Raw genomic sequence first — 21,663 nt, forward strand, 5'->3', positions numbered from 1 at the left:
CGCCTCCATCACCGAGTAAGCCGGACGGTTCGATCCGGAGCCGTCCCGGCTCCGGATGTCCCGAAAGACGAAGGGGCGGGTGCCGTGCGGCGCCCGCCCCTTTTTACGTGTGCCGGAGCCGGTGGCGGGCGCTCCGTGATCGGGCTGGCCGCCGCGCCGGTTCCGGCTCGCGCTGGTGGAGGCCGTTCAGGCCGCCCGCACCTCCGACAGGAACCGCTCGACCTCCGCATCGAGGTGCTGCGAGTGCCGCGACAGCTCCGAGGCGGCCTCCAGCAGGTGGCGCGCCGCCGTTCCGGTCTCCTCCGCGGCGCCGGCGACGCCCGCGATGGTGCGGGTGACTTCGCCCGCGCCGACCGCGGCCTGGGACACGTTGCGGACGATCTCCTGGGTCGTCCCGTCCTGCTGGCCAATGGCGGCGGCGAGCGCGGCGGCGACGTCGCTGATCTCCTCGATCCGCGCCACGATCCCGCCGATCGCCGCTACGGCCTGGCCGGTCGCGGCCTGGATCTCGCCGATCTGTCCGGAGATCTCGTCGGTGGCCCGCGCGGTCTGCGCGGCCAGCTCCTTCACCTCGGCGGCCACCACGGCGAAGCCCCGCCCCGCCGCGCCGGCGCGGGCCGCCTCGATGGTGGCGTTGAGGGCGAGCAGGTTGGTCTGATCGGCGATCGACGAGATCAACCCCAGAACGTCGCCGATCTTCGCCGCGGCCCGGGTCAGATCCTGCACCAGGGCCGCGGTCTGGCCGGCCTCGGTCACGGCGGCCCGGGCCAGGCCCGCCGTGCCGGAGACCTGGCGTCCGATCTCCTGCACCGAGACACCCATCTCCTCGGCGGCGGCGGCCACCGCGCCGACATTCGATGCCGCCTCCTCGGCGGCGGCCGCGACGGCGCTGGATTGGCCGGCGGTCTGGGTGGCGGTGGCGGTCATCGCCCGGGCGGTGGCCTGGAGTGCGGTCGCCGCGGAGGTCACCGAGGCGACGATGCCGCCCACCACCGCCTCGAACCCGTCGGCCATCTCCCGCATCGTCGCCCGCCGCTGCGCCTCGCCGGCCGCGTGCAGGTCGGCCCGTTCGGCATCCAGCGCCGCGGCGCGGATCATGCTGTCCCTGAACACCTGCACGGCCCGGCCCATCGCCCCGACCTCGTCCTGCCGTCCGGTCGAGGGCACCACCGTCGCGGTGTCGCCGGCGGCGATCCGGTGCATCGCGGCGGTCATCTGCCCCAGGGGCCGGCTGACCTCGAGGATCAGCATCAGGGCCGCGCCGGCGGCGAGCACGGCGGCGAGGCCGAGATAGACGATCATCTGGCGCTCGGTGCTCGCGTAGGCGGCCCGGGCGACCTGGCCGCTCTCGGTCGCGGCGGCCTCGTTACGGTCGACGAGCGCCACCAGGGTGGCGATCACCTGGCGGATCGCCTCCGACATGGTGGTGTTGTAAAGCTCGGTCGCCCCGGCCTGGTCCCCGCTCTCGGCCCGCCGCAGGGCATCGGCCTGGAGCGTCAGGTAGACCTGCCATTGCCGATCGAAGGCGGCGTAGAGGCCCTGCATCGCGGCAGAGGCCGGCAACCGGGCATAGGCCGCACGCTCGCGCGCCAGTTCCGCGAGGCGCTGGCGCATCGACGCCGCCGCGTCCTCCCGCTGCCGGTCGGTGCGGGCCGAGATCAGGCGGCTGCCGTTGACGCGGATCCGCAGGGTGAGGGCCTGGATCCGCCCGAGCGCCTGGGTGGCGGGCAGCGCCTCCTCGCCCAGGTCCGACACCGAGGCTTGCAGAATCCGGGCCTGGTGGAACGCCAGACCCCCCAGCCCGGCCATCAGCACGAGCATCACCGCGAAGCAGCCGATCAGCTTAGTGCGGATCGAGATCGTATGCAGCAACATAATTCATCTCCGTGATACGGTCGAAATAAAATTCAATAGGTCGAATGATCGTATAATTTTGGTTAAAATCGCATTAATTCCTGCGGTATGCGAGTGGTCGTGCTCAATGACCTTGGGGAATTAGAGCCCGACGATGGCGGCCCCGCTCGGCCCCGCTCGGCCGCGGGAGACCCGCCGCCGTCGCACCGAGCCGCGCGACATTCCGCTTGCATCCGGGCCCGCGATCCGGCTACAGAGCGGACGCGCCGCGGCGCTGCAGGAGTGTAGCTCAACTGGTCAGAGCACCGGTCTCCAAAACCGGGGGTTGGGGGTTCGAGTCCCTCCACTCCTGCCAGGGACCGCGAGCCGACCGGAGCCTCCAGCGAAAGCCGGCGGACCTCCATAACAATCCGTCCGGGACAGTCGACAAGCGCAGGCAACTGCGCTAGACGCTGCGCCCATCCCAGATCGAACAGGCGGCTCCGCGGGCCCGGGGGTGATCCTTCAGCCCGCGCGCCGCCGTTGGTTTCGAGCGCATCGGTTGTCCGAGCCATGGCATCGAACGAAGCGACGAAGAAGATGGACCTCGGGCGCAACGCCTCCCGCAGCACCCCGCCGACGCCGCCCGTGCGCCCGGCGCAGAAGCGCGTCGGCCCGTTCGAGTTCCTCCAGCAGGTGCGCGACGAGGGTCGGAAGGTCACCTGGCCGACCCGCAAGGAGACTCTGGTCACCACCCTGATGGTGTTCGTCATGGTGGTGGTGGCGAGCGTGTTCTTCACCGTCGTCGACCAGGTGCTGCGCTACGCGGTGACGCTGGTGCTGGGCATCGGGGCCTGATCGAGCAGAGATGACCCGGCAGATGCCGGCCCGCGACCGGGCCGCCGCCGGATTGGAGTGAACGCCGTGTCGAAGCGCTGGTACATCGTCCACGCCTATTCGAACTTCGAGAACAAGGTCGCGCAGTCGATCAGGGACCAGGCGGCGCAGCGCGGCCTGACGGAGAAGTTCGACGAGGTCATGGTCCCGACCGAGAAGGTCGTGGAGGTGCGCCGCGGCCGGAAGGTCGATGCCGAGCGCAAGTTCTTCCCCGGCTACGTGCTGGTGAAGTGCGATCTCACCGACGAGGTCTATCACCTCATCAAGAACACCCCGAAGGTCACGGGCTTTCTCGGGGCCGACAAGTCGAAGCCGGTGCCGATCCCGGATGCCGAGGCCGAGCGCATCAAGGGCCAGGTCCAGGAAGGCACCGAGCGTCCGAAGGCGTCGATCGCCTACGAGGTCGGCGAGCAGGTCCGCGTCGCGGACGGCCCCTTCGCCTCCTTCAACGGCATCGTCGAGGAAGTCGACGAGAGCCGCTCCCGCCTCAAGGTGGCGGTCTCCATCTTCGGCCGGGCGACCCCGGTCGAACTCGAATACGGTCAGGTCGAGAAGCTCTGATCGTACCCGGCGGATTGTTTTGGGAGTCAGCACAAGGCGCAGCGATGCGCCCGTGATCGCTGCTCCCGACGAACCGCCCTCACCCGCGGAAGGCCCGCCCGGCAACGCCTCCGGGATTCCGGGCCGTACCGCGACCTGCAACCGCCCTCATGCACGAGGGCTACTTTGGGAGCAGTCCCATGGCGAAGAAGATCACGGGCTACGTGAAGCTTCAGGTCCCGGCCGGCGCCGCCAATCCGTCGCCGCCGATCGGTCCCGCGCTCGGTCAGCGCGGCCTCAACATCATGGAATTCTGCAAGGCCTTCAACGCGAAGACCGCGCAGATCGAGAAGGGCACCCCGATCCCGGTGATCATCACCGCGTATCAGGACCGCTCCTTCACCTTCGAGATGAAGCAGCCCCCGGTGTCGTTCTTCCTCAAGAAGGCGGCCGGGCTGAAGATCGGCAAGAAGCCGGCCTCCGGCTCGAAGACCCCCGGCAAGGGCGCGCCCGCCGGCACGGTCTCCGAGGCGCAGATCCGCGAGATCGCCCAGAAGAAGATGCCCGACCTGAATTGCGATTCGGTCGATTCCGCCGTCGCCATGATCCGCGGCTCCGCCCGCGCCATGGGCCTCGAGATCACCGCGTAAGGGGAGGGCGACATGGCACAGACAGGCAAGCGCATCCGCTCCGCCCGCGAGGGCATCGCGGTCACCAAGCTCTATCCGCTCGCCGAGGCGGTGAAGCTGATCAAGGAGCGGGCCAAGGCCAAGTTCGACGAGACCTTCGAGGTCTCGATGAATCTCGGCGTCGATCCCCGCCACGCCGACCAGATGGTCCGCGGCGTCTGCAACCTGCCGAACGGCTCCGGCCGGACCGTGCGGGTGGCGGTGTTCGCCCGCGGTCCGAAGGCCGACGAGGCCCGGGCCGCCGGTGCCGACATCGTCGGGGCCGAGGATCTGCTGGAGACGATCCAGGGCGGCACGATCGACTTCGATCGCTGCATCGCCACCCCGGACATGATGCCGCTGGTCGGCCGCCTCGGTAAGGTGCTGGGCCCGCGCGGCCTGATGCCGAACCCGAAGGTCGGCACCGTCACCATGGACGTGAAGGGCGCCGTCGCCGGCGCCAAGGGCGGCTCGGTCGAGTTCCGCGTCGAGAAGGCGGGCATCGTCCACGCCGGCATCGGCAAGGTCTCGTTCGACGAGCAGAAGATCGTCGAGAACATCCGCGCCTTCGCGGATGCCGTGGCCAAGGCCAAGCCCGCCGGCGCCAAGGGCACCTACATCCAGCGCATCGCCGTCTCCTCGACGATGGGCCCGGGCGTGAAGGTCGATCCCTCGAGCGTGCTGGTTTCCGCCGGCGCCTGAGCGTCGGCGACCTCCTCGCATGATCTGAAGCGCTCGGCCCGATAAACGTGCCGGGCGCTTTTTCTTGCCGATTGGGGACCGGGATGCAGCCCTAAAGCGCTTCATGACTGCGTGGCAATCGTGAAGCGCTTTAGCTCTTTGATTTTTCCGCATTTTCTACGACGAGCCGGTATCCACTTCGTCGGAGAATGCTCTAGAGTTGTGGATGCTTTGGCTAAATTCTTGGCCGTAGGCTGTGTCGAGCCTCACTGTGACTTGGATGTTTTGAATCTATTCATCTCGCATTTTTCGGATGGGCGGTTTTATTTTGTGGTCTATCGTGCCGAATATGTAGGCGGAAAGATCTCCAGGCTTTTTCCTAAATCTCTAATATCTAAATTGCTGGCAATTCCATGGAAAGTAAGAGATATTTTGTCAAATCATCACGGGTGTTTCTAGATTATTGAGCTTTTCATTTTCACCGCTTTTGGTGGACATGTTGCTCCTCCGCACCTGACGGGATTCACGACGACTGAAACGGCGGCATCATGGTCGCCGGGCCGATGCCGCAACGCCGCGAAAACCTGACGCGACGGGGCAGCCTTCCGGCGACGCTGTGCTAGATAGGACGCCATGCGCAGCACCGTCCCGGTTTCCTCCTCGCGACGCATCCTCTGCGTCTTCCCCGCCTACACGCCGTCCTTCGGCACCTTCTCGCACGCCTATCCGCTGATGGGCGGCGTGAAGGCGTTCATGCCGCCGCAGGGGCTTCTGGTGATCGCCGCCTACATGCCGGAGGCATGGCAGGTGCGATTCATCGACGAGAACATCGCTCGGGCCAGCCCCGAGGATTTCGCCTGGGCCGACGCGGTCTTCGTGTCGGGGATGCATATCCAGGAGGGCCAGATCCACGAGATCGGCCGGCGGGCCCACGCCGCCGGCAAGGTCGCGGTGCTGGGTGGCCCGTCAGTGTCCGGCGCGCCGGAAAAATACCCGGATTTCGACTATCTCCATCTCGGCGAGATCGGCGACGCCACCGACGCGCTGATCCGGCGCCTCGACGAGACCGTGGCGGTGCCGCCCGAGCCGGAGCGGTTCGAGACCAAGGACCGCCTCGGCCTGTCCGATTTCCCGGCCCCGGCCTATGAGCGGGTGCCGCTCAAGCGCTACCTGATCGGCTCGCTGCAATTCTCCTCCGGCTGCCCCTATCGCTGCGAGTTCTGCGACATCCCGCAGCTCTATGGCCGCCAGCCGCGGCTCAAGACCCCCGAGCAGCTCTGCGCCGAACTCGACGCGATCATCGCGCAACCGGCCCATCCGGCCGTGGTCTATTTCGTCGACGACAACTTCATCGGCAACCGCAAGGCAACGCGGGAGATGCTGCCGCACCTGGTGGCGTGGCAGAAGCGGAACAACTACCCGCTCCAGTTCGCCTGCGAGGCGACGCTGAACATGGCCAAGCAGCCCGAGATCCTCGCGCTGATGCGCGAGGCCAACTTCATGACGGTGTTCGTCGGCATCGAGACCCCGGAGGCCGACGCGCTGAAGGGCATCGACAAGACCCACAACGCCGCCGTGCCGATGTACGAGGCGATCGAGACCCTGAACGCCTACGGGCTCGAAGTCACCTCCGGCATCATCCTGGGGCTCGACACCGACACCGACCGCTCCGAGCAGAACCTGATCGACTTCATCGACAAGTCGGCGATCCCGGTCCTGACCATCAACCTGCTCCAGGCTCTCCCCAAAACCCCGCTCTGGGACCGGCTGGAGCGGGAGGGCCGGCTCGTCCATGATGCCAGCCTCGAATCGAACGTGCTGTTCAAGCGCCCGCACGACGACGTGGTGCGGTCCTGGCGCCGGGCGATCGCCCATGCCTATTCGCCCGAGCACCTGTTCGAGCGCTTCAAGCGCCAATGCGACGTCACCTATCCGAACCGGATCACCACGCCGACGGCGGGCAAGCTGACGCTCACCAACCTGCGCCGCGGGCTGATCCTCGGCTTCAACATCCTGACCCGGGTCGGTTTGTTCTCCGATTACCGCCGGCCGTTCTGGCGCGCCGCCGGCTATGCCCTCAAGCGCGGGCAGATCGAGGCGGTGTTCAACATGGGCTTCGTCGCCCATCACCTGATCCGCTTCACCCGCGAGGCCCTGCGCGGCGAGCACAACGCCTCGTTCTACGCTGCCCAGGACAAGGCGAAGGCCGAAGCCGCCGCGAGGGGAGGGGCCCGGCAGGCGGCGTGAGCCACGAAAGCCGCCAATCCGCGGCATGATCCGCAGGGTCTGATGGAAAATCCGCCCCTGCGACCGAATTTCCGCATGCCGGGCTCTTGGCAGGGCGTTTGCACGCCGCTATAGACCCGGCTCCACGTTTCCGAGATCGAAAGGATTCGGCCGACCGGCCGGTCCTGGAGAGAGGTCCCCGGGCGACCGGGTGACCAAAGTGGCCGGAAGGGCTCAGGGGGCAACCCCTCGCGCCCCGTCCGGCCATGTCCTGTCCGAGACTGCAGGCGCCGGCATCCGCCGGCTTAATCCGCCAAGCCTGCACAGACGGGGAAGACCGAGTTTCACCGCCCCCATGGCCTCCTTGAGGCCGGCGGGGCGTCGGTTTGAACCATCTCGCCCGAGGCGAAGGACGTCCGCGTCCGACCGCATCGGGGGCAGGGCCGTGAAGCGTCGTTCAGGACGTCGCGGTCTTCTCGTCAAGGCCCCGGCTCATCCTGGGCGGCAACTGCAACCGGCGGGGCCCATCCGGGTTCCGCCAACCGGAGAGAGCCAAGGTGGACAGAGCAGCAAAAGCTGATCTCGTCTCGACGCTCAACGGGGTGTTTGCCAACACCTCCGTCGTCGTCGTGGCCCACTACAAGGGCCTCACGGTCGCCGACATGCAGAAGCTGCGCTCGCAGATGAAGCAGGCCGGCGCCACCGTGAAGGTCGCGAAGAACCGCCTCGCCAACATCGCTCTCGAAGGCACGGACGTCGCCTCCATTCAGCCCCTCCTGAAGGGCCCGACCCTGCTCGCCTATTCGAGCGATCCGGTCGCGGCCGCCAAGGTGGCGGTGGACTTCGCCAAGGCCAACGAGAAGCTGGTCATCCTCGGCGGAGCCATGGGGAAGACCGCCCTGAACCCGGACGGCGTGAAGGCCCTGGCCTCGCTCCCGTCCCTCGACGAACTGCGCGCCAAGCTCGTGGGCCTTGTCCAGGCTCCCGCGACCAAGATCGCCCAGGTCGTCAACGCGCCGGCTGCCAAGCTCGCGCGCGTGTTCGGGGCCTATGCCAAGACCGGCGACGCCCAGACCGACGAAGCGGCCTGACCGGCTGTTCGAGACGAAACCGTTCAAACCGACAACATCAGGAAGTGAAAAATGGCTGATCTTGCCAAGCTCGTCGACGACCTGTCCTCGCTGACCGTTCTCGAGGCTGCCGAGCTCGCGAAGATGCTCGAGGAGAAGTGGGGCGTCTCGGCGGCTGCCGCCGTTGCCGTCGCCGCCGGCCCGGCCGCTGCCGCTGCCGCCCCGGTCGAGGAGCAGACCGAGTTCACGGTCGTGCTCGCCGCCGCCGGCGAGAAGAAGATCGAGGTCATCAAGGAGGTCCGCGCGATCACCGGCCTCGGTCTCAAGGAGGCCAAGGACCTGGTCGAGGGCGCTCCGAAGCCGGTCAAGGAGGGCGTGTCCAAGGACGACGCCGCCAAGCTCAAGGCCCAGCTCGAGAAGGCCGGCGCCAAGGTCGAGCTGAAGTAAGGCGATGGCGGGCCTCCCGGCCCGCCCCGCGCTCCGGACCGGCCTCGCGCCGGTTCGGGGCCACCAGCCCGCGGGCCTCGCGCTCGCGGGCTATGGTCGCTTTCAGTGCGTCTCACACAACTCCCGCTGCGCCGACGCGGCCCTCACGAGCGACGACGGCGATCGGGAGTTTTGCGAGAGGCACGCAGCGTACCCCCTCGGGATCCGGGGCACGGATCACCATATCGGTTTTCAAGGGATGCGGACGGCCGGTGTACGGGCGGTCCGCGCGGTCTCAGGCAGGTCCGATGCGGGTCGATTCGGCCGGCGTCCCACCGGGGCCGTATAAGCGGTGGATGAGGAGCGAGGTCAACCCATGGCCAACACGCTGGTCGGTCGCAAGCGCATTCGCAAGTTTTTCGGCAAGATTCGGGAAGTCGCCGAGATGCCGAACCTCATCGAGGTCCAGAAGGCGTCCTACGACCAGTTCCTGATGGTGGACGAGCCCGAAGGCGGCCGTGCCGACGAGGGCCTGCAATCCGTCTTCAAGTCCGTCTTCCCGATCTCCGACTTCTCCTCGACCGCGCTCCTCGAGTTCGTCAAGTACACCTTCGAGCAGCCGAAATACGACGTCGACGAGTGCCGTCAGCGCGGCATCACCTTCGCGGCCCCGCTCAAGGTCACGTTGCGGCTGATCGTGTTCGACGTCGATCCCGATACCGGCGCCAAGTCGGTCAAGGACATCAAGGAGCAGGACGTCTACATGGGCGACATGCCCCTGATGACGGAGAACGGCACCTTCATCGTCAACGGCACCGAGCGCGTCATCGTCTCGCAGATGCACCGCTCGCCGGGCGTGTTCTTCGACCACGACAAGGGCAAGACCCATTCCTCGGGCAAGCTCCTGTTCGCGGCGCGCATCATCCCGTATCGCGGCTCCTGGCTCGACGTCGAGTTCGACGCCAAGGACATCGTGCACGCGCGCATCGACCGCAAGCGCAAGATCCCCGTCACCTCGCTGCTCTTTGCCCTCGGCCTCGACGGCGAGGAGATCCTGTCGACCTTCTACAACCGCGTCACGTATCGCCGTGACGGGCACGATTGGCGCGTGCCCTACGACGCCGAGCGGCTGAAGGGCTTCAAGGCGTCGACCGATCTCATCGACGCCGATTCGGGCGAGGTGGTGCTGGAGGCTGGCAAGAAGCTGACGGCGCGCGCCGCCCGCCAGATCGCCGAGAAGGGCGTGAAGGCCCTGCGTGCCACCGACGACGACCTGATCGGCCAGTACATCGCCGAGGACATGGTCAACTACAAGACCGGCGAGATCTATGCCGAGGCCGGCGACGAGATCAGCGAGAAGGTCCTCAAGGGCCTGACCGATGTCGGCATCGAGGAGATCCCGGTCCTCGACATCGACCACGTCAATGTCGGTCCCTACATCCGCAACACGCTCGCGGTCGACAAGAACTCGGCCCGCGAAGGCGCGCTGTTCGACATCTACCGGGTGATGCGCCCGGGCGAGCCGCCGACCCTCGACACCGCCGAGGCGATGTTCCACTCGCTGTTCTTCGACGCGGAGCGCTACGACCTCTCGGCCGTCGGCCGGGTGAAGATGAACATGCGCCTCGACCTCGACGCCGCCGACACCGTCCGGACGCTCCGCAAGGAGGACATGCTGGCGGTCGTCAAGGCGCTGGTGGACCTGCGCGACGGCAAGGGCGAGATCGACGACATCGACCATCTCGGCAACCGCCGGGTGCGCTCGGTCGGCGAGCTGATGGAGAACCAGTACCGTCTGGGTCTCCTGCGCATGGAGCGCGCCATCAAGGAGCGGATGTCGTCGGTCGACATCGACACCGTGATGCCGCAGGACCTGATCAACGCCAAGCCCGCGGCGGCGGCGGTGCGCGAGTTCTTCGGCTCGTCGCAGCTGTCGCAGTTCATGGACCAGACCAACCCGCTCTCCGAGGTGACGCACAAGCGCCGCCTCTCGGCCCTCGGCCCGGGCGGTCTCACCCGCGAGCGCGCCGGCTTCGAGGTGCGCGACGTGCACCCGACCCATTATGGCCGGATCTGCCCGATCGAGACGCCGGAAGGCCCGAATATCGGCCTGATCAACTCGCTCGCCACCTTCGCGCGGGTCAACAAGTACGGCTTCATCGAGACCCCGTTCCGCCGCGTGCGCGACGGCGTGGTCACCGACGAGGTCGCCTATCTGTCGGCGATGGAGGAGGCGAAGTACCACGTCGCCCAGGCCAACGCGCAGATGGACGCGAACCGCAAGCTGACGGAGGACCTGGTGGTCTGCCGCCGGGCGGGTGAGGTGATCGTCGTCGGCCCCGAGCGGGTCGACCTGATGGACGTGTCGCCGAAGCAGCTCGTGTCGGTGGCGGCGGCGCTGATCCCGTTCCTGGAGAATGACGACGCCAACCGCGCGCTGATGGGCTCGAACATGCAGCGCCAGGCGGTGCCGCTGGTCCGCGCCGACGCGCCCTTCGTCGGCACGGGCATGGAGGCGGTGGTCGCGCGCGATTCGGGGGCCGCGATCGGCGCCCGGCGCGCCGGCGTCATCGACCAGGTCGATGCGACCCGTATCGTCATCCGCGCCACCGACGAGGCCGATGCCTCCAAGCCCGGCGTCGACATCTACCGGCTGCAGAAGTTCCAGCGCTCGAACCAGTCGACCTGCATCACCCAGAAGCCGCTCGTGCGCGTCGGCGACGTGGTGAAGAAGGGCGACATCATCGCCGACGGTCCCTCGACCGAGTTCGGCGAGCTGGCGCTCGGCCGCAACGTGCTCGTCGCGTTCATGCCGTGGAACGGCTACAACTTCGAGGACTCGATCCTGCTCTCCGAGCGGATCGTGAAGGATGACGTGTTCACCTCGATCCACATCGAGGAATTCGAGGTGATGGCCCGCGACACCAAGCTCGGGCCGGAGGAAATCACCCGCGACATCCCGAACGTCTCGGAAGAGGCCCTCAAGAACCTCGACGAGGCCGGCATCGTCTATATCGGCGCCGAGGTCCACGCGGGCGACATCCTGGTCGGCAAGATCACGCCGAAGGGCGAGAGCCCGATGACGCCGGAGGAGAAGCTGCTCCGCGCCATCTTCGGCGAGAAGGCGTCGGACGTGCGCGACACCTCGCTCAGGGTCCCGCCGGGCGTCACCGGCACGATCGTCGAGGTGCGGGTGTTCAACCGCCACGGCGTCGACAAGGACGAGCGCGCGCAAGCCATCGAGCGCGAGGAGATCGAGCGCCTCGCCAAGGACCGCGACGACGAGCAGGCGATCCTCGACCGCAACACCTATGCGCGTCTGGGCGATCTCCTGGTCGGCCAGTCGCCGGTCGCCGGCCCGAAGGGCTTCAAGAAGGAGACCCTGCTGACCCGCGAGTTGCTGGCGGATTATCCCCGCTCGCAATGGTGGCAGTTCGCCGTCGTCGAAGACCGTCTCATGTCCGAGATGGAGGCGATGCAGAAGCAGTACGACGAGTCGAAGAAGCGTCTCGAGCAGCGCTTCCTCGACAAGGTCGAGAAGCTTCAGCGCGGCGACGAGCTGCCCCCGGGCGTCATGAAGATGGTCAAGGTCTTCGTGGCGGTGAAGCGCAAGATCCAGCCCGGCGACAAGATGGCGGGCCGGCACGGCAACAAGGGCGTCGTGTCGCGCATCGTCCCGATCGAGGACATGCCGTTCCTGGAGGACGGCACCCACGCCGATATCGTGCTCAACCCGCTCGGCGTGCCGAGCCGGATGAATGTCGGCCAGATCCTCGAGACGCATCTGGGCTGGGCCGCCGCCGGTCTCGGCCGGCAGGTCTCGCAGGCCGTGGATGCCTACTTGCGCACCCACGACATCGAGCCCCTGCGCGAGCGGATGAAGGCGATCTACAGCGAGTCCGAGCTGGCCGGCCTGTCCGACCAGGAACTCGCCGAGGTCGGCAACAACCTGCGCCGCGGCGTCCCGATGGCCACCCCGGTGTTCAACGGCGCCAAGGAAGCCGACATCGAGACCATGCTGGAGATGGCAGGTCTCGACCGCTCCGGCCAGTCGACGCTCTATGACGGGCGCACCGGCGAGCCCTTCGACCGCAAGGTCACGGTCGGCTACATCTACATGCTGAAGCTGCACCACCTGGTGGACGACAAGATCCACGCGCGCTCGATCGGTCCGTACTCCCTCGTCACCCAGCAGCCCCTGGGCGGCAAGGCGCAGTTCGGCGGTCAGCGCTTCGGCGAGATGGAGGTGTGGGCGCTCGAAGCCTATGGCGCTGCCTACACGCTTCAGGAGATGCTGACGGTGAAGTCCGACGACGTCGCCGGCCGCACCAAGGTCTACGAGGCCATCGTGCGCGGCGACGACACCTTCGAGGCGGGCATCCCGGAGAGCTTCAACGTTCTGGTGAAGGAGATGCGGTCGCTCGGCCTCAACGTCGAGCTGTTGTCCTCCAAGCGCGCCGCCAACGACCAGCTCGAAGCGCCTCCGGAGGCGGCCGAATAGGCCCTTCCGCACCGCCCATCGCGACCAGCGGCGGGGCCCTCGCCCGGGGGCCCCGGCCGCTCGAACCCGTTTCCCTAAGACGGCGGCCCGATTGACCCGGCCCTTCGCCCGGCCCTTCGCGGCGCCCCGTCAGCCAAGGAGCAGATCATGAACCAAGAGGTCATGAATCTTTTCAACCAGCAGGCGCAGCCTCAGAGCTTCGACCAGATCAAGATCTCGATCTCGTCGCCTGAGAAGATCCTGTCCTGGTCCTACGGCGAGATCAAGAAGCCCGAGACCATCAACTATCGCACGTTCAAGCCCGAGCGTGACGGCCTGTTCTGCGCCCGGATCTTCGGGCCGATCAAGGATTACGAGTGCTTGTGCGGCAAGTACAAGCGCATGAAGTACAAGGGCGTGATCTGCGAGAAATGCGGCGTCGAGGTCACCCTCGCGCGCGTCCGCCGCGACCGCATGGGCCATATCGAGCTGGCGGCGCCCGTCGCCCATATCTGGTTCCTGAAGTCGCTGCCGAGCCGCATCGGCCTGCTGCTCGACATGGCGCTCAAGGATCTCGAGCGCATCCTGTACTTCGAGTCCTACGTCACCATCGAGCCGGGCCTCACCCCCCTGAAGGAGCGTCAGCTTCTGTCAGAGGAGGAGTACCTGCGCGCGCAGGAGGAGTATGGCGAGGACTCGTTCACCGCCATGATCGGCGCGGAGGCGATTCGGCGCATCCTCCAGGAGCTCGACCTCGACAAGATCGCGGCCGACCTGCGCGAGGAGATCGCCACCACCACCTCCGAGCTGAAGCCCAAGAAGCTGCTGAAGCGCCTCAAGATCATCGAGGCGTTCCAGATGTCGGGCAACCGGCCGGAATGGATGATCCTGACCGTCGTGCCGGTGATCCCGCCGGACCTGCGCCCGCTCGTCCCGCTCGATGGCGGCCGCTTCGCGACCTCGGATCTCAACGATCTCTACCGCCGCGTCATCAACCGCAACAACCGCCTGAAGCGGCTGATCGAGCTGCGCGCGCCGGACATCATCATCCGCAACGAGAAGCGGATGCTCCAGGAGGCGGTCGACGCGCTGTTCGACAACGGCCGCCGTGGCCGCGTCATCACGGGGGCCAACAAGCGCCCGCTGAAGTCGCTCGCCGACATGCTGAAGGGCAAGCAGGGCCGCTTCCGCCAGAACCTGCTCGGCAAGCGCGTCGACTATTCCGGCCGCTCGGTCATCGTGGTCGGCCCGGAGCTGAAGCTGCACCAGTGCGGGCTGCCGAAGAAGATGGCGCTCGAGCTGTTCAAGCCGTTCATCTACGCCCGCCTCGACGCCAAGGGCTTCTCGGCCACGGTGAAGCAGGCCAAGAAGCTCGTCGAGAAGGAGAAGCCGGAGGTCTGGGACATCCTGGACGAGGTGATCCGCGAGCACCCGGTCATGCTGAACCGGGCGCCGACCCTGCACCGCCTCGGCATCCAGGCGTTCGAGCCGAAGCTGATCGAAGGCAAGGCGATCCAGCTGCACCCGCTGGTCTGCGCCGCGTTCAACGCCGATTTCGACGGCGACCAGATGGCCGTGCACGTCCCGCTGTCGCTCGAGGCGCAGCTGGAAGCGCGCGTCCTGATGATGTCGACGAACAACATCCTGCACCCGGCCAACGGGGCGCCGATCATCGTGCCGTCGCAGGACATCGTGCTCGGCCTGTACTACCTGTCGATCGTCGCCGACGGCTCGCCGGGTGAGCACAAGCCGAACGACCCGAAGAACCCGATGAAGGGCGTCTTCGGCAATGTCGGCGAGCTCGAGCACGCGCTCGCCGCCCGCACCGTCACGCTGCACACCAAGATCAAGTGGCGCTGGAAGGGTCTGGATTCCGAGGGCAACGAGGTCAGCCGGATCTACGACACCACGCCGGGCCGCGTGATCCTGTCCAGCGTGCTGCCGCGCCACAAGCGCGTCCCCTTCGACGTCGTCAACAAACTGATGACCAAGAAGGAGATCTCGGCGATGATCGACACCGTCTACCGCCATTGCGGTCAGAAGGAGTCGGTGATCTTCTGCGACCGGATCATGGGGCTCGGCTTCATCCACGCCTTCCGCGCCGGCATCTCGTTCGGCAAGGACGACATGGTGGTGCCGGACAACAAGTGGTCGATCGTCGACGAGACCCGCACGCTCGTGAAGGATTACGAGCAGCAGTACCAGGACGGCCTGATCACCCAGGGCGAGAAGTACAACAAGGTCGTGGACGCCTGGGCCAAGTGCTCCGACCGTCTCGCCGGCGAGATGATGAACCGCATCTCGTCCGTGCAGAAGGACGAGCACGGCGCCGACAAGCAGGTCAACTCGATCTACATGATGAGCCACTCGGGCGCCCGTGGTTCGCCGGCCCAGATGAAGCAGCTCGCGGCGATGCGCGGTCTGATGGCCAAGCCCTCGGGCGAGATCATCGAGACCCCGATCATCTCGAACTTCAAGGAAGGCCTCGACGTGCTCGAGTACTTCAACTCGACGCACGGCGCCCGCAAGGGCCTCGCCGATACCGCGCTCAAGACCGCCAACTCCGGCTACCTGACCCGCCGCCTCGTCGACGTGGCGCAGGACGCGGTGATCCGCGAGGTGGATTGCGGCACCGACAGCGGCATCCGCATGCGCGCGATCATCGATGCCGGCCAGGTCGTGGCCTCGCTGGCGACCCGCATCCTCGGCCGCGCCACGGCCGAGGACCTGATCGCTCATGACGGCTCGATCATCGTCGCCAAGGGCGAGACCATCGAGGAGAAGCACCTCGACGCGATCACCAAGGCCGGCATCCAGGAGGTGAAGATCCGCTCGGTCCTGGTCTGCGCGACCCGGAACGGCGTCTGCGCCACCTGCTACGGGCGCGACCTCGCCCGCGGCACGCCCGTCAACATGGGCGAGGCCGTCGGCGTCATCGCGGCGCAGTCGATCGGCGAGCCGGGCACCCAGCTCACGATGCGGACCTTCCACATCGGCGGCGCGGCCCAGATCGCCGATTCGTCCTTCATCGAGTCGAGCTTCGAGGGCACGGTGCGGATCCGCAACCGCGGTCTCGCCCGCAACTCGGACGGCGACCTGATCGCCACCGGCCGCAACGTGGCGGTGGTGATCGTCGGGCCGGACGGCACCGAGCGGGCGGTCCATCGCCTGCAATACGGTGCCCGCGTCCGGGTCGACGAGGGTGACGCGATCAAGCGCGGCCAGCGCATCGCCGAGTGGGATCCCTACACAAGGCCGATCCTGACCGAGATCGACGGCATCGTGGCCTACGAAGATCTGATCGACGGACAGTCGATCACCGAGACGACCGACGAGTCGACCGGCATCGCCAAGCGCGTCGTCATCGACTGGCGCGGCTCGGCGCGGACGGCGGATCTGCGTCCGGCGATCGCGATCCACGACCAGAACGGCCGGGTGCAGAAGCTGCCGCGCGGCTCGGATGCCCGCTCGGTCCTGCCGGTCGAGGCGATCATCGGCGTCGATCCGGGCACCCGGGTCAAGGCCGGCGACATCCTCGCCCGCGTCTCGACCGAGAGCGCCAAGACCCGCGACATCACCGGCGGTCTGCCGCGGGTGGCGGAGCTGTTCGAGGCGCGCCGGCCGAAGGACGCGGCGATCATCGCCGAGAAGTCCGGCACGATCTCGTTCGGGCGCGACTACAAGAACAAGCGCCGCCTGAGCCTGACCCCGCATGACGGTTCCGAGCCGGTGGAGTACCTGATCCCGAAGGGCAAGCACATCCACCTTCAGGATGGCGACGTGGTCGAGCTCGGCGACTTCATCGTCGACGGCAACCCGGCGCCGCACGACATCCTGGCGATCAAGGGCGTGGAGGAGCTGGCTGCCTACCTCGTCAACGAGATCCAGGAGGTCTACCGGCTCCAGGGCGTGTCGATCAACGACAAGCACATCGAGGTCATCGTCCGGCAGATGCTGCAAAAGGTGGAGATCACCGACGGCGGCGATTCCGAGATCCTGAGCGGCGACCAGATCGACCGGATGGAGCTGGCGGAGATCAACGAGCAACTGCTCGCCGAGGGCAAGAAGCCGGTCCAGGGCGTCCCCGTCCTGCTCGGCATCACCAAGGCGTCGCTGCAAACCCGCTCGTTCATCTCGGCGGCCTCGTTCCAGGAGACCACTCGCGTCCTCACCGAGGCGGCGGTCAACGGCAAGGTCGACAACCTCGAAGGCCTGAAGGAGAACGTCATCGTCGGCTCGCTGATCCCGGCGGGCACTGGCGCGATGATCGCCGACATCAAGTCGATCGCGCGCCGGCGCGACGGCCTGATCATGGCCCAGAAGTCGGCCGAGAGCGGCGCGGCCGTCGCCGGGCGCCTCCCCGCCGCCGAGTAGGGCGACAGGGGACTTTCGACCGGAGGTCAAAAGGGGCCGGCGCGACCGAGGGGCGCGCCGGCCCTTGCCGTTTCGACAAGGTCGGCTTCCGGGATGGGGGCGTCTCGGCGCCGGCTGCTCACACTCTCGACCTCGCAGCTTCGCCGTTGACGGCGATCGGAGCAAATCCGACACTTCCGTCCTCACACGACGCTGGGCGAACCGGCGGAACGGGCGAGGGGGGGTCAATGAAGGGCAAGGTTCTGGCGGCTGTCTCCGACGCTGCGCCGGGTCTGATCTCCGGTGATGACGGACGACGCTACCGCTTCGACGCCAGCACCGTGCGCTCTGGTCCTCTGCGAGCCGGGCAGGAGGTCGATTTCGACATCTCCGGCGACATGGCCGTCGAGATCTACGCCTTGACGAACCAGTACGGCCTCTCACCCGAAGTCGGTCGCGGCTGGATCAACTTCTATTTCAGCTCGACCGGCCGCGTATCGCGGCGGCAATACTGGCTCTATGGCGTTCTGGTGACCTTCGTCGTCTCCGTCGTCCTGGGCTGGATCCCGGTGGTCGGCCAGATCCTCGGGCTCGCGGCGTTCTGGTCGAGCATCGCGCTCTCGTTCAAGCGATGCCACGATGTCGGACGGTCCGGCTGGTGGAGCTTCCTCCCGGCCATCCCGCTCGTCCTCACGGTCGTCGTGTCGATGGTGGAGGCTGCCAATCACGCGGCGATGGCCGGCACGATCCTTCTCGCGATCGTCACGCTTGGCAGCTATGTTTGGGTGTTCGTCGCGGTCTATGTCCGGCGGGGCGAGCCGGGCCCCAACCGCTTCGGGCCGGACCCGCTCGGACTGCCGATCGCCTGAGCGCCGCCTTCCGCTTGCCGCTGGCGAGACCGGCCCGATCCTCCGGCCCGCTGCGGTCCGGCGGCCGGTGACGCTTATTTAACGCTTGACGGCCCGCCTCTTAGCCCGTAATAGGCCCTCCTACTGAACGGCTGGCCGTAGGCGACAGCTGATCGACGTGCCCCTCGTGCCTCGATCCAAGTCTCCTAAACGCGACCGAACTTCAAGCGACTGACACGTGTCAGACCGGCATGATCGCTGGGGCTCGTCCCTCGGTGGTCCTCTGCTCGCATGGCGCGCCAAAGGCTGGTTTCAGCCTGGGGCGCGATTTGCGTTGCGCTTCTCATCCGAAGCGACGGTCGTTCAGACGAGATTGCGAAACCGACGGTCGCCAGGACGGCGATGCGTTGCGAGAGGAATGGCATGCCGACGATCAACCAGCTGATCGCCAATCCGCGGAAGGCGCAGAAGGCCCGCAACAAGGTGCCGGCCCTGGACGCCTGCCCGCAGAAGCGTGGCGTCTGCACCCGCGTCTACACCACGACCCCGAAGAAGCCGAACTCGGCGCTCCGCAAGGTCGCCAAGGTGCGCCTGACCAACGGCTTCGAGGTCATCGGCTACATCCCGGGCGAGGGTCACAACCTTCAGGAGCACTCCGTGGTGATGATCCGCGGCGGCCGCGTGAAGGACCTTCCGGGCGTGCGCTACCACATCCTGCGCGGCGTGCTCGATACCCAGGGTGTCAAGAACCGCAAGCAGCGTCGTTCGAAGTACGGCGCCAAGCGTCCGAAGTAAGACGCGACACGGACCGGTCTCTATCGCCTGTCCCGCAAGGATGTCGCCGGCTTCGATGCTCAGGCGGCCTGCGTGGGGCACAACAGTTGATTTTTAGAACGTAGAAGACGGAGCGAGCGATGTCCCGCCGCCACAGCGCCGAGAAGCGCGAGATCATCCCCGACGCCAAGTATGGCGACGTCGTCCTCACCAAGTTCATGAACTCGGTGATGTACGAGGGCAAGAAGTCGGTCGCCGAGAGCATCGTCTACGGCGCGTTCGACATCATCGAGGCCCGGGCGAAGGCGAACCCGATCGAGGTGTTCCGCGCCGCCCTCGACAACGTCGCCCCGGCGATCGAGGTCCGGTCCCGCCGCGTCGGCGGCGCGACCTACCAGGTCCCGGTCGAGGTCCGCACCGAGCGCCGTCAGGCCCTGGCGATCCGCTGGCTGATCCAGGCCGCCCGCTCGCGCAACGACCGCACCATGGTCGAGCGCCTGTCGGCCGAGCTGCTCGACGCCGCCAACAACCGCGGCAACGCCGTGAAAAAGCGCGAGGACACCCACCGGATGGCCGAAGCCAACCGCGCGTTCTCGCACTATCGCTGGTAAACGCTGCTTCGCCGCCGCCCTACCGGTGCGGCGGTCCCCTTCTTCAGGAGCCCCCCGATGCCCCGCACGCACGCGATCGAGGACTACCGCAACTTCGGCATCATGGCCCACATCGATGCCGGCAAGACCACGACGACCGAGCGGATCCTCTACTACACCGGCAAGTCCCACAAGATCGGCGAGGTCCATGAGGGCGCCGCCACCATGGACTGGATGGAGCAGGAGCAGGAGCGTGGCATCACGATCACCTCGGCTGCGACCACCTGCTTCTGGCGCGACAAGCGCCTGAACATCATCGACACCCCCGGCCACGTCGACTTCACCATCGAGGTCGAGCGCAGCTTGCGCGTGCTCGACGGCGCCGTTTGCGTGCTCGACGGCAACCAGGGCGTCGAGCCGCAGACCGAGACGGTGTGGCGCCAGGCCGACAAGTACGACGTGCCGCGCGTCGTGTTCGTCAACAAGATGGACAAGATCGGCGCCGACTTCTTCAAGTGCGTCGCCGACATCATCGACCGCGTGGCCGGCAAGCCGGTCTGCCTCCAGCTGCCGATCGGTGCCGAGAGCTCGTTCAAGGGCGTCGTCGACCTGATCAAGATGAAGGCGGTCGTGTGGTCGGGCGAGGCGCTTGGCGCCAACTATGCCGAGGAAGAGATTCCGGCCGACCTCGCCGACCAGGCTGCGGAGTACCGCACCAAGCTGGTCGAGGCTTGCGTCGAGATGGATGACGACGCGATGACCGCGTACCTCGACGGCGTCGAGCCCGACGAGGCGACGATGCGCAAGCTCGTCCGCACGGCGGTGCAGCGCCGCGCCTTCCACCCGGTGCTGTGCGGCTCGGCGTTCAAGAACAAGGGCGTGCAGCCCCTGCTCGACGCGGTCGTCGACTTCCTGCCGTCTCCCGCCGATCGTGGCGAGATCAAGGGCATCGACTTCAAGACCGAGGAAGAGGTCGTGCGCCGTCCGACGGACAGCGATCCCTTCTCCATGCTCGCCTTCAAGATCATGGACGATCCCCATGTCGGCACGATCACCTTCTGCCGCATCTATTCGGGCAAGGTCGATTCGGGCGCGAACGTCATCAACTCGACCCGCGACAAGAAGGAGCGGGTCGGCCGCATGCTCCTGATGCACGCGAACAACCGCGAGGACATCAAGGAGGCGTTCGCCGGTGACATCGTGGCGCTCGCGGGTCTCAAGGATACCCGTACCGGCGACACGTTGTGCGACCCCAGCAAGGCCGTGATCCTCGAGAAGATGGAGTTCCCGGAGCCCGTCATCGAGATCGCCGTCGAGCCGAAGTCGAAGGCGGACCAGGAGAAGCTCGGCATCGCGCTCTCGAAGCTCGCTGCCGAGGATCCGTCCTTCCGGGTCTCCACGGACCAGGAATCCGGCCAGACCATCCTGAAGGGGATGGGCGAGCTTCACCTCGACATCAAGGTCGACATCCTGAAGCGCACCTACAAAGTCGAGGCCAATATCGGCCAGCCGCAGGTCGCGTATCGGGAGAAGCTGACCAAGCGGACCGAGATCGACTACACCCACAAGAAGCAGACCGGTGGTACCGGTCAGTTCGCGCGGGTGAAGTTCGTGGTCGAGCCGAACGAGCCGGGTGCCGGCTATGCGTTCGAGTCGAAGATCGTCGGTGGCTCGGTGCCCAAGGAGTACATCCCGGGCGTCGAGAAGGGCCTCAACAGCGTGCTGACCGCCGGTATCTTGGCGGGCTTCCCGGTGGTCGACATCAAGGTGGAGCTGATCGACGGCGCCTACCACGAGGTCGACTCGTCGGCGCTGGCGTTCGAGATCGCCTCGCGGGCGGCTCTCCGTGAGGCGCTCCAGAAGGGGGGCTCGGTCCTGCTCGAGCCGGTGATGAAGGTCGAGGTCGTGACCCCGGAGGACTATACCGGTTCGGTCATCGGCGACCTGAACTCCCGGCGCGGCCAGATCCAGGGCCAGGACATGCGCGGCAATGCGAACGTCATCAACGCGATGGTGCCGCTCGCCAACATGTTCGGCTACGTGAATCAGCTTCGCTCCTTCACCCAGGGGCGCGCGAACTTCACGATGCAGTTCGACCACTACGAAGAGGTCCCGCGCGGCGAGGCCGAGAAGGTGGTCGCCAAGTACGCCTGATGATGTCGGCCTGCAGTCAGGCCGCATCTCAGCTTCGGTGCCCGCCACGGCGGGCACCCATCCAGACACACGCGCACGCATTCGATCGACGGAGTTTTGGCCATGGCCAAGGAAAAGTTTTCG

General features: G+C 66.8%; 14 protein-coding genes and 1 tRNA gene. 14 read left to right on the plus strand and 1 reads right to left on the minus strand.

Translation table 11 applies throughout. The features are described from left to right. Window positions 1-186: 186 nt before the first annotated feature. Window positions 187-1,875, minus strand: a complete 1,689-nt coding sequence (locus VP06_RS00440) for a methyl-accepting chemotaxis protein (RefSeq protein ID WP_048461865.1) — start codon at window positions 1,873-1,875, stop codon at window positions 187-189. Between the two features lie 257 nt (window positions 1,876-2,132). On the opposite strand from VP06_RS00440, the gene VP06_RS00445 reads away from it, so the two are divergent. The 14 genes from VP06_RS00445 to fusA all read left to right on the plus strand — a co-directional run bounded on the left by VP06_RS00445 (window position 2,133) and on the right by fusA (window position 21,540). Continuing rightward, window positions 2,133-2,209 (plus strand) — tRNA-Trp (locus VP06_RS00445). Window positions 2,210-2,406: 197 nt separating this feature from the next. Continuing rightward, window positions 2,407-2,691, plus strand: a complete 285-nt coding sequence (gene secE, locus VP06_RS00450) for a preprotein translocase subunit SecE (RefSeq protein WP_048450719.1) — start codon at window positions 2,407-2,409, stop codon at window positions 2,689-2,691. A 66-nt stretch (window positions 2,692-2,757) separates the two neighbouring features. Then, window positions 2,758-3,291: a transcription termination/antitermination protein NusG gene (gene nusG / locus VP06_RS00455; RefSeq protein WP_048461876.1), complete on the plus strand. Its 534-nt coding sequence runs from the start codon at window positions 2,758-2,760 to the stop codon at window positions 3,289-3,291. Between the two features lie 179 nt (window positions 3,292-3,470). Next, complete coding sequence (gene rplK, locus VP06_RS00460; protein ID WP_048461866.1) at window positions 3,471-3,920, plus strand: 50S ribosomal protein L11; 450 nt, start codon at window positions 3,471-3,473, stop codon at window positions 3,918-3,920. A gap of 12 nt (window positions 3,921-3,932) precedes the next feature. After that, window positions 3,933-4,640 carry a 50S ribosomal protein L1 gene (rplA, locus tag VP06_RS00465; protein ID WP_048461867.1) on the plus strand — a complete coding sequence of 236 codons (708 nt, stop codon included), beginning with the start codon at window positions 3,933-3,935 and terminating at the stop codon, window positions 4,638-4,640. A 612-nt stretch (window positions 4,641-5,252) separates the two neighbouring features. Continuing rightward, complete coding sequence (locus VP06_RS00470) at window positions 5,253-6,866, plus strand: B12-binding domain-containing radical SAM protein (RefSeq protein ID WP_048461868.1); 1,614 nt, start codon at window positions 5,253-5,255, stop codon at window positions 6,864-6,866. Between the two features lie 536 nt (window positions 6,867-7,402). After that, window positions 7,403-7,936, plus strand: coding sequence for a 50S ribosomal protein L10 (gene rplJ / locus VP06_RS00475; RefSeq protein WP_048461869.1), 534 nt, complete (start codon window positions 7,403-7,405; stop codon window positions 7,934-7,936). A gap of 51 nt (window positions 7,937-7,987) precedes the next feature. Further along, entirely contained in the window at window positions 7,988-8,362 is a 375-nt protein-coding gene (gene rplL / locus VP06_RS00480) for a 50S ribosomal protein L7/L12 (protein WP_048461870.1), read from the plus strand. Between the two features lie 355 nt (window positions 8,363-8,717). After that, entirely contained in the window at window positions 8,718-12,842 is a 4,125-nt protein-coding gene (gene rpoB / locus VP06_RS00490; RefSeq protein ID WP_048461872.1) for a DNA-directed RNA polymerase subunit beta, read from the plus strand. A 147-nt stretch (window positions 12,843-12,989) separates the two neighbouring features. Then, window positions 12,990-17,195, plus strand: a complete 4,206-nt coding sequence (rpoC, locus tag VP06_RS00495) for a DNA-directed RNA polymerase subunit beta' (RefSeq protein WP_048461873.1) — start codon at window positions 12,990-12,992, stop codon at window positions 17,193-17,195. A 227-nt stretch (window positions 17,196-17,422) separates the two neighbouring features. Beyond that, a complete protein-coding gene (locus tag VP06_RS00500; protein WP_048461874.1) occupies window positions 17,423-18,043 on the plus strand; it encodes a DUF805 domain-containing protein in 621 nt (206 codons plus the stop codon). 402 nt (window positions 18,044-18,445) lie between these two features. Continuing rightward, a complete protein-coding gene (gene rpsL, locus VP06_RS00505) occupies window positions 18,446-18,817 on the plus strand; it encodes a 30S ribosomal protein S12 (protein ID WP_048429408.1) in 372 nt (123 codons plus the stop codon). A 119-nt stretch (window positions 18,818-18,936) separates the two neighbouring features. Next, on the plus strand, window positions 18,937-19,407 hold the full coding sequence (rpsG, locus tag VP06_RS00510) for a 30S ribosomal protein S7 (RefSeq protein WP_048447790.1): 471 nt from the start codon (window positions 18,937-18,939) through the stop codon (window positions 19,405-19,407). Window positions 19,408-19,464: 57 nt separating this feature from the next. Beyond that, window positions 19,465-21,540, plus strand: a complete 2,076-nt coding sequence (fusA, locus tag VP06_RS00515; protein WP_048461875.1) for an elongation factor G — start codon at window positions 19,465-19,467, stop codon at window positions 21,538-21,540. The last annotated feature ends 123 nt before the right edge of the window (window positions 21,541-21,663 follow it).

The sequence above is a fragment of the Methylobacterium aquaticum genome, from assembly GCF_001043915.1.
GTDB classification, from domain to species: Bacteria; Pseudomonadota; Alphaproteobacteria; order Rhizobiales; family Beijerinckiaceae; genus Methylobacterium; species Methylobacterium aquaticum.